General features: G+C 65.4%; 10 protein-coding genes. 9 read left to right on the top strand and 1 reads right to left on the bottom strand.

The features are described from left to right. Positions 1-189: 189 nt before the first annotated feature. On the bottom strand, positions 190-387 hold the full coding sequence (locus tag CKO41_RS18825; protein WP_242464407.1) for a hypothetical protein: 198 nt from the start codon (positions 385-387) through the stop codon (positions 190-192). 21 nt (positions 388-408) lie between these two features. Between CKO41_RS18825 and CKO41_RS18820 the strand changes: the two genes are divergently transcribed. The 9 genes from CKO41_RS18820 to CKO41_RS17430 all read left to right on the top strand — a co-directional run bounded on the left by CKO41_RS18820 (position 409) and on the right by CKO41_RS17430 (position 7,661). After that, entirely contained in the window at positions 409-633 is a 225-nt protein-coding gene (locus CKO41_RS18820; protein ID WP_242464406.1) for a DUF4351 domain-containing protein, read from the top strand. Between the two features lie 1,144 nt (positions 634-1,777). Further along, the gene (locus tag CKO41_RS17465) at positions 1,778-2,122 is read left to right on the top strand and encodes a MarR family EPS-associated transcriptional regulator (protein ID WP_200249674.1); all 345 of its coding nucleotides are present in this window, start codon (positions 1,778-1,780) and stop codon (positions 2,120-2,122) included. A gap of 169 nt (positions 2,123-2,291) precedes the next feature. Next, on the top strand, positions 2,292-2,567 hold the full coding sequence (locus CKO41_RS17460; protein ID WP_200249673.1) for a hypothetical protein: 276 nt from the start codon (positions 2,292-2,294) through the stop codon (positions 2,565-2,567). 13 nt (positions 2,568-2,580) lie between these two features. Next, the gene (locus tag CKO41_RS17455; protein WP_200383190.1) at positions 2,581-3,627 is read left to right on the top strand and encodes an SDR family oxidoreductase; all 1,047 of its coding nucleotides are present in this window, start codon (positions 2,581-2,583) and stop codon (positions 3,625-3,627) included. Between the two features lie 98 nt (positions 3,628-3,725). Then, positions 3,726-3,881 (top strand): hypothetical protein, encoded by a 156-nt coding sequence (locus tag CKO41_RS17450; RefSeq protein WP_200383189.1) that lies wholly within the window; start codon positions 3,726-3,728, stop codon positions 3,879-3,881. Between the two features lie 144 nt (positions 3,882-4,025). Next, on the top strand, positions 4,026-4,331 hold the full coding sequence (locus CKO41_RS17445; protein WP_200383188.1) for a hypothetical protein: 306 nt from the start codon (positions 4,026-4,028) through the stop codon (positions 4,329-4,331). 75 nt (positions 4,332-4,406) lie between these two features. Beyond that, positions 4,407-4,871, top strand: a complete 465-nt coding sequence (locus CKO41_RS19055; RefSeq protein ID WP_200383187.1) for a DUF4351 domain-containing protein — start codon at positions 4,407-4,409, stop codon at positions 4,869-4,871. 251 nt (positions 4,872-5,122) lie between these two features. Then, a complete protein-coding gene (locus CKO41_RS17435; RefSeq protein WP_338115614.1) occupies positions 5,123-6,532 on the top strand; it encodes a flippase in 1,410 nt (469 codons plus the stop codon). Between the two features lie 268 nt (positions 6,533-6,800). Further along, positions 6,801-7,661 carry a DUF2887 domain-containing protein gene (locus tag CKO41_RS17430; RefSeq protein ID WP_200383186.1) on the top strand — a complete coding sequence of 287 codons (861 nt, stop codon included), beginning with the start codon at positions 6,801-6,803 and terminating at the stop codon, positions 7,659-7,661. The last annotated feature ends 571 nt before the right edge of the window (positions 7,662-8,232 follow it).

The raw sequence follows: 8,232 nt of genomic DNA, 5'->3' as shown, positions 1-8,232 counted from the left end.
CCCCCGCGCGGCGCTACGCCGCTGCACGTCGCACCGAATATGCCTTCGCCGATGTGCGCCGAGCGCTCGCCCATGAGCTCGCCGACGTCGGTTTCGGGGTCGACTGCGGCGATCCCGGCCACGGCACTCGAAATCCCCTCATCGCGGCTGTCATGCGGTTAGTCGCCTGAGGAAAACGAGAAACTTCAGTTATCCCGACTGGTCCAGCTCGCGCTCCGGCACATCTACAGCGGCCAGCCCGCCGAGCGGCTGCGCGAGCTGCTCGGGCTGATCGCCAAGGTCAGCCGCGACCCCACCGCGCTCGACATTCTGGAATCCCTGCTGCGCTACTATGTCCAAGGTACTGGCCGGCTCACTGAGCGACAGGTCCGCACACTCCTCGAACAAACCCTCTCCGGAGAGCCCCTGATGGAGACCTTCATCGACAGGTACATTGCCCAAGGTGAGCAGCGTGGCAAACAGCTAGGCGAGCAGCATGGCCGTGCCACCATCCTTCTACGCCTGATCGAGCGCAAGTTCGGCCCACCGAGCGAGACGGTGCGCGAGCGGGTTACGCAGGCCAATCCCGAAGTACTCCTGGAATGGTCGGAACGGATCCTCGAGGCACAGACCTTGGATGAGGTACTGCATTGATCTGGTCACTCGCCTCGCCGAACAGCATGGTCGAGGGTCCGATGTGGGATGTCGCTTTTCAAGACCCGATGGGCGGATCGAATCCCCAAGAGGGGTGCGCCGCTGGCTGGATGGCCTCTTCGATGCCTTGCATCCAGCGGGCTTCGTCGGTCTTGCTCCCAGCTTGATTGTTGATGGCCGACCCAGACAACTGTCGGTCCCCGCCAGGCGAAAATGTGGCTTTGTCAGCCCCCGTGTTCGGTGAGACCTCGCGTTCCGACACCCGCTCTGCCGGAGTGTCGTTTTCAAGATCCGCTGTCGGACTTGTCCCGTTGGACTTCGTCTTCGTCCACGCCTATTCCAGCCGCGCGCCGAATCGGGCCTAGGTCATGCTGGGCGCCGTAACCCGACATCGGCCTCTGTAGGCGTCGCCTGCGTCGGTAGGAGCCCGCTTGCGGGCGATCGGGGCCGGTGTCCAGGTGCCGCCCATCGCTGGCTGGCCGGTATCTGCGGCGCGCAGCGCTGGCCCTGGGGGGGCACGACCCCAGGCGAAGCCGACTCGATCGCCCCGGGGAGGCGGGGATTCGCGACCGCACCCAGACGAGGATCGACCGTCAACCCGTCCATCAGGTTGAAACAAGCCCTGGAACGGATCGGTCCCGGCATCACGGAAACGTCACTTGCCCTGTCCTCGGGGCGGTGCTTCAATGACGGCTCCAAGCGTTCAACCTGGAACGTAGGGCGCAACCCGACGTCACCCCATGCCCGAACTGACAGGGTAGGGCGGTAGCGTGCCCGAGGCCGCGGCGCTCGAGCGCGGCACCGATGGCCGGTCACGGTGAAACGTGTAGCCACCTCTGTCGGGTTCCGGTGCGTGGCAACCGTTCTTTGCCCATAGAAGGCTGTGCGGGCGCGCCTGTGCCGAACGACCGTGCGCCCGAGCCCCCTCAGCCCCGCGTATCGACCCCAGTCCAAGACCGCGGCATTCCCGAGACCGTGCCGCGCTGCCGGCAATCCACCCGTGGCACGGGCCGCTTGCGGGCGATCTTCCCCATCGCGAGCGTGTCGTGTCGCCCCGCAAGCGGGCACGTGTGGCGTTTGGACCCTATCGTGACACGAAAGCGACCTCGCTGACCCTGAATCGCGACACGAGCGAGCCCCTCGGGTGAACGACGACCTCACCTTCCAGGCCCTGCGCCAGCTCAAGGCCAACCCGAAGCTCAGCCAGCGCCAACTGGCCAAGGCCCTCGGTATCAGCTTGGGGCGCACCAACTACTGCCTGCGTGCCCTCATCGCGCAGGGCCTCATCAAGGTCGAGCGCTTTCGCACCAGCCAGAACAAGCTCGCCTACGCGTACCTGCTCACGCCAGAGGGCATCGAAACCAAGGCCCGCATCACCATGCGCTTCCTCAAGCGCAAACGTGCCGAATACGATGCCCTCGCGGCCGAACTCGCGCAGCTCACCGCCGAGGCCGAGGCCGAAGGGCTCGGCCGCACCCCGAGGGATTGACACGGTGCACCGCCGCGCGGCCCTGTCGCGGAGAAGGGACCCGACCATGTGTGGGATCGTCGGCTACATCGGCACCCAGGAGGCCACCGCCATCCTGCTCGATGGCTTGCGGGAGCTCGAGTAACGCGGCTACGACTCCGCTGGCATCGCCGTCGCCGAGCCGCAGGGCGTGCACTGCTTCGAGGCCGTTGGCAGGCTCGACAACCTCGCCGCGAAGCTCGGCGATCATCGTTCCAGCGGCCCCGTCACCGCCAACGGCCACACCCGCTGGGCCACCGACGGCAAGCCCACCGAGGCCGATGCGCACCCACATGGGCTCGCGCACTGTCGCATCGTCCACAACGGCATCATCGAGAACCAAGTCACGTCACGAGCGGACACTGAACATAGGCAACGGCAAGCGTCCGTGTCCATCCGTGCAAATCCGTGGCAACAAGCCTTATAGAGAGGACGGAAGCATGTCGACGCCCTACGACGATCTCCTGGCCGCGCTCCCGGCACAGCCCAAGACCTGGCTGATCACCGGCGTGGCTGGCTTCATCGGCTCGAACCTGCTCGAAACCCTGCTCGGTCTCGACCAAACCGTCGTCGGGCTCGACAACTTCGACACCGGTCACCAGCACAACCTCGATCAGGTCCGGACCCTGGTCACCCCGGCCCAATGGGCGCGCTTTCGCTTCATCGAGGGCGACATCCGCGACCTCGACGACTGCCGCCGCGCCTGTGCCGACGTCGAGTTCGTGCTCCATCAGGCCGCCCTGGGCTCGGTACCGCGCTCGATCGAAGATCCGCTGACCGCCAACGCCGCCAACGTCGACGGCTTCCTGAACATGCTCGTGGCTGCCCGCGATGCCGGCGTCGAGCGTTTCGTCTACGCCGCCAGCAGTTCGACCTACGGCGATCACCCCGGCCTGCCCAAGCAGGAAGACCTCATCGGCCGGCCGCTCTCGCCCTACGCCGTCACCAAATACGTCAACGAACTCTACGCCGACGTCTTCGCCAGCGCCTATGGCATGAAGAGCATCGGGCTGCGCTACTTCAACGTCTTCGGTCCGCGCCAGGACCCCGAGGGCGCCTATGCCGCCGTCATCCCGAAGTGGACCGCGGCGATGATCGCCGGCGAGGAGGTCGACATCTACGGCGATGGCGAGACCAGCCGCGACTTCTGCTACATCGCCAACGCCGTGCAGGCCAACCTGCTGGCCGCGACCGTCACGGACCCGGCCGCCATCAACCAGGTCTACAATGTCGCGGTTGGCGAATCCACTACGCTCAACGCACTCTTCGCGGCCATCCGCGATGCCCTCGCGCCGCGCCTTCCGCGCCTGCGCGACATCGAGCCGCGCTATCGCGACTTCCGCCCGGGCGACGTGCGCCACTCCCTGGCCGACATCGACAAGGCCCGCACCCGGCTCGGGTACGCGCCCAGCCACCGCCTGGGTGAAGGGCTCGCGCAATCGATGGATTGGTACGTCGAAGATCTGTGTGGTGACCCGGCGCGTTAGCGCACGGATCGTCGAGGTTCGGCGCTGGCGGGAGGAGTGCGGGTTGGCCTGGTCCTTCGCTGCGCCAAGCTCGATCGCCGCTTGCAGGCCGATCTGTCGTGGCTGATTACGACTCCCCGTGGAAGACGGTCCTGGAACGGTATTTTGCCGAGTTCCTGGCGTTCTTCTTTCCCGAGGCCCATGCCGGCATCGACTGGACGCAGGGCTACACCTTGCTCGACAAGGAACTGCAAAAGGTCGTAAGGGCACCTTGAAAAAATCAAGGTGCCCGCGCGGGGCAAGGATGCCCCGCCATTTTCAGTCGCCTAAGCGACTGAAAATGAAGCGAAGCGGAAATCGCATTTTCGCCTCGCGTCTTGAGAAATTGCCCGGATGGCAATTTTTCAAGGTCCCCCGTAATGGACGCCAAGCTCGGGCGGCGCTGGGCGGACTCCCTGGTGCGGGTCACCGGAGCGGACGGGCAAGAGGACTGGGTGCTGGTCCATGTGGAAGTGCAGGGTCAGAACGAAGCGGATTTCGCGCAGCGGAGGTTCGTCTACAATTACCGCCTCTACGATCGCCATGCCCGTCCGGTCGTCAGCCTGGCGGTGTTGGGCGAACCGAGTCGGGGCGACCACGGCGCATTTGGCTATGAACGCTGGGGTTGCCGGATGGGCCTGCGCTTCCCGCTGGTCAGATTCGTAGGTCGGGTTAGCGCAGCGTAACCCGACATCGGGGACTTTAGCGCCTATCGCGACCGCTGGGCCGAGCTCGACGCCTCGGCCAATCCCTTTGCCGTCGTGACCCAGGCGCACCTGAAGGCGCAGGACACCGCGGGATCCGAGGCCGCGCGCTACCAGGCCAAACTGGGCTTGATTCGCAGCCTGTACCGGCGCGGTTTTGCGCGTCAGGACATTCTCGAGCTGTTCCGGTTCATCGACTCGGTGCTGGCGCTGCCGGAGGGACTGGAAACCCAGTTATGGACCGAGGTCCAGCAATTCGATGAGGAACGACGTATGCGCTATGTCAGCAGCTTCGAGCGAAGCGCCCAGAAGAAGGGGATGGAGAAAGGGATCGCGAAAGGGATTGGCACGGGTCAGGTCCGGCTCCTGCGGTTACTGATCCAACAACGCTTCGGCGCCCCGCCGCCGGAGGTCGAGGCGCGTTTGCAGGGTGCCACGCTGGAGCAGTTGGAGCACTGGGCGTTGCGCGTGTTGGACGCCGCCACCCTCGACGAGGTCTTTCGGCCGGATAGCGAGCATTGACCGAATGGCCCCGTGTTTCGCTTGGCTGTCCTTTCGCCGATCGCTTCTTGACGCCGCAGCAGACGGTTTGTCCTGATTGCACTTGTGGGTGTGTGACTGAAGAATCTGTCCGCGACGAGTCTAAAGCAGAACGCAACCATGCCAACCCCGAAGCCGCTGAAGCCGTTTTTCTTCCATTCGCATTCACCCGTGTAAATCCTGGCTAGAACCCAGACCCTAGCACCCAACCACCGCAACAGATCAGAGCCGCTGTGACGACGGATTCACCTGCCACTCCAACCAGCCCGGTTCCGCGCACTCATCCGCTCACCACGCGCCTCGCCGCCCTGCTCGGCCCAGCCGCGAGCCTACGCGGACGCCTCATCCGCGGCGGCTTGGGCAGCCTGGCCCTCAAGCTCGGCAGCACCGCGCTGGGGTTTGTGCTCGCGATCCTTCTGGCCCGCGCCCTGGGGCCGGAGGGCTATGGCGTCTACGCCTTCGTCTTCGCCATCGCCTCGCTGTTGGCCATCCCCACCCAGCTCGGGCTCCCGCAACTCGTCGTACGCGAAACGGCCAAGGCCCAGGCCGCCGAGCAATGGGGGCTGATGCGCGGCCTGTGGCGCTGGAGCACGCTGGCGGTGTGGCTCTTCTCGAGCGGCGTGCTGGTCCTCGCCTTCGCGGGCCTCTGGCTCTTCGGCGAGCGCCTCGATGACCTGACCCGCACGACCCTCATCGCCGGGCTGCTGCTCGTCCCGCTCATCGCCCTCGGCAACCTGCGCGGCGCGGCCCTGCGCGGACTGCGCCATGTCGTCGCCGGACAGCTGCCAGAGCATGTCTTGCGCCCTGGCCTCCTCATCGCCCTTTGCCTGATCGTCCTCCTGGCCCTCCCAGCCCAGACGCTGACAGCAGCGACCGCGATGGGCCTGCACGCCCTGGCCGCCGCCATCGCCTTCGGTCTCGGGGCCTGGTTCCTCTGGCGGGCGCGCCCCAGTGAGGTCGCCAGCCGCCCGACGCCGGTCTATGCCGCCCGCGCCTGGACCGCCTCGGCCTGGCCTTTGGCACTGACCTCGGGTCTTCAGGCCATCAATGCCCAGGTCGGCATCCTGCTGCTCGGGCTCTTCGCCGCGTCCGAGGCCGTTGGCATCTACAAGGTGGCCGTTGCCGTCGCGATCCTCATCGCCTTCGGCCTTCAAGCCGTTAATCTGGTTGTCGCCCCCTACTTTGCCCGCCTCCATGCCCAGGGCGACATGGCTCGCCTGCAACGGTTGGTGACGCAGAGCGCCCGCGCCATCCTGGCCCTCGCCGTGCCGGTCACCCTGGTCTTCGTCCTCTTCGGCGAGCAATTCCTGGCCCTCGCCTTTGGCCCGGAGTACGCCGCCGGACACACCGTGTTGGCCATCCTCGCCCTCGGTCAACTGGTCAACGCCGGCATGGGCTCGGTGGGTGCCTTGCTCAATATGACTGGCCATGAGCGTGATACCCTACGCGGCGTTGCGATCGCCGCCGTCGCCAATCTCGTCCTCGGGCTCGCGCTGATCCCATTGTACGGCCTCGAAGGGGCCGCGATCGCCACGGCAGCGACACTGATCATCTGGAATCTTCTGCTGCGCCAGGCCGTCTGGCACCGCATCCAGATCGAGACGCTGGCGTTCAGCTTGCCATTCCAGCGAGTGCCCGGATGAAGAGGGACCAGCCGATTTATCTATTTCTCTCCGCCGGCGCCGAGGCTTTTCGAGTGCTCACCGGTGGGCGGGGCCAGTGACTTGACCCCGGCACCTCGAACGGCAATGAGGGATGCTCGGATGGGCCAGGCGTTACATGTGAGGCCTGACCCCGAGTTTCGTGACCCCGAGTTTCGACCCCGAGTTTCGTGACCCCGAGTTTCGTTGCAAGACCCCGTGACCCCGTGGTAACTCTGGCGGTTGTCGACGCGTCGAGTGACATGATCCAGTGAAAACCGACCACCCCATCTACCTGTTCCTCTCCGCCGGCGCCGAGGCGTTTCGGGTGCTGACCGGCGGTCGCGAGTTGGCAGGGGCCTACCGCTTCTGCTCGCTGACGATCAAGGGCCTGGAGCGACGGCTCGATGGGGTCTTCGAGCCCGACGGGCACACGGGGCCGGTCTATGTGGTCGAATTCCAAGGTCAGTCGTCGGAAAAGGCTTGGTACAATCTGCTGACCAAGATCGGGCTTTACGGCGAGGAACACCCGCGGCGCAATGTCATCGGCATCGGCGTCTTCCTGCGCGAACAGGATGTCCCGGCCTTCCCGAGCTGGGCGAATCACGCCGGGGCGCCGCTGCAGCAGGTCGCGCTGCGCCGCGTGCTGCCGGACTGGCTGGCGCGCGAGCCGGACAACCCGTATGTGGCCGTCTTTGCGCCGCTGCTGATCGACGACGAGGATGTCTTGCGGACTCGCGCCGCCGTCTACTGGCGCACCGTGCAGGAGGCGCCGATCGACGCGGCGGTGCGTGACATCTTGGCGCAGGTGCTGGAATTCTGGTTTTTCGAGCGATTTCGCGGTCTGACCGCGAAGGAGATCTGGGCGATGTTGAACCTGGTGACCCCGATACAAGAGACGAAGGCCTACCAATCGATCTTTGCCGAGGGCAAGGCTGAGGGTGAGACTGAGGGCGAGGCTAAGGGCCGCGCCGAGAGCCTCAAGCGTCTGCTCGTTCGCCGTTTTGGTCCCTTGCCGGCTTGGGCCGCGCAGCGCATCGACGCGGCACCAGTGCCGCAACTGGACGCCTGGCTCGACGCCATCTTCGAAGCCGCGAGCGTGGAGGAGTTGATCGGAGACGATGTGGGGTGAAGCGAACAGCGTGGGTTGTCCCGCCCATGGTCAGATGTGGCAACGCAAGACCTGACCCCGTGACTTGGATGTGGCAATACAAGACCCCGTGACCCTCTTTCAATGTGAGCCCCACGTGACGGAGTCCCCACCAGGTGGCATGCAACGATGCGAGAACTGACGTCTCGGCCTCGCGGCCTCGTGCGGCTTCCGCGCTTTCGGGATGCAACGATGCGAGAACTGACCCCATCCCCCGCTGTGCGAGCCCAGCGGGCCGCCGATGGGAGTTATGGGCAATAGCATGGCCCATGGGTACCACTTCATGCCCTGAGGGTGGGAGCCTGCTCCAGCGCCGGTCGGCGCGCTCGGCAGGTTGCACCCCTGGCCGGCTGAAGAAGCTAGGTAGTGCCTGACCGGAAAGTCGTTTTCAATCGCAAGAACAATGCCTTATAATCGAATCCGGCGCCGGAAGTCGAGTGGCCGGAAATCGCCGGCAGGCACGGCGCCGTCGCTAACTGTCTGATTGTTCCTCGCCAGGGGTGGCGGAAGACCGCCGGTCGTGGCAATGATGGTATTGGATCCGCAAAACTTC

The sequence above is a fragment of the Thiococcus pfennigii genome, from assembly GCF_016583835.1.
In the GTDB taxonomy this organism is placed as follows: domain Bacteria; phylum Pseudomonadota; class Gammaproteobacteria; order Chromatiales; family Chromatiaceae; genus Thiococcus; species Thiococcus pfennigii.
Note: the sequence above shows the minus strand (reverse complement) of the source record. Positions and strands in the feature narration are given on the sequence as shown.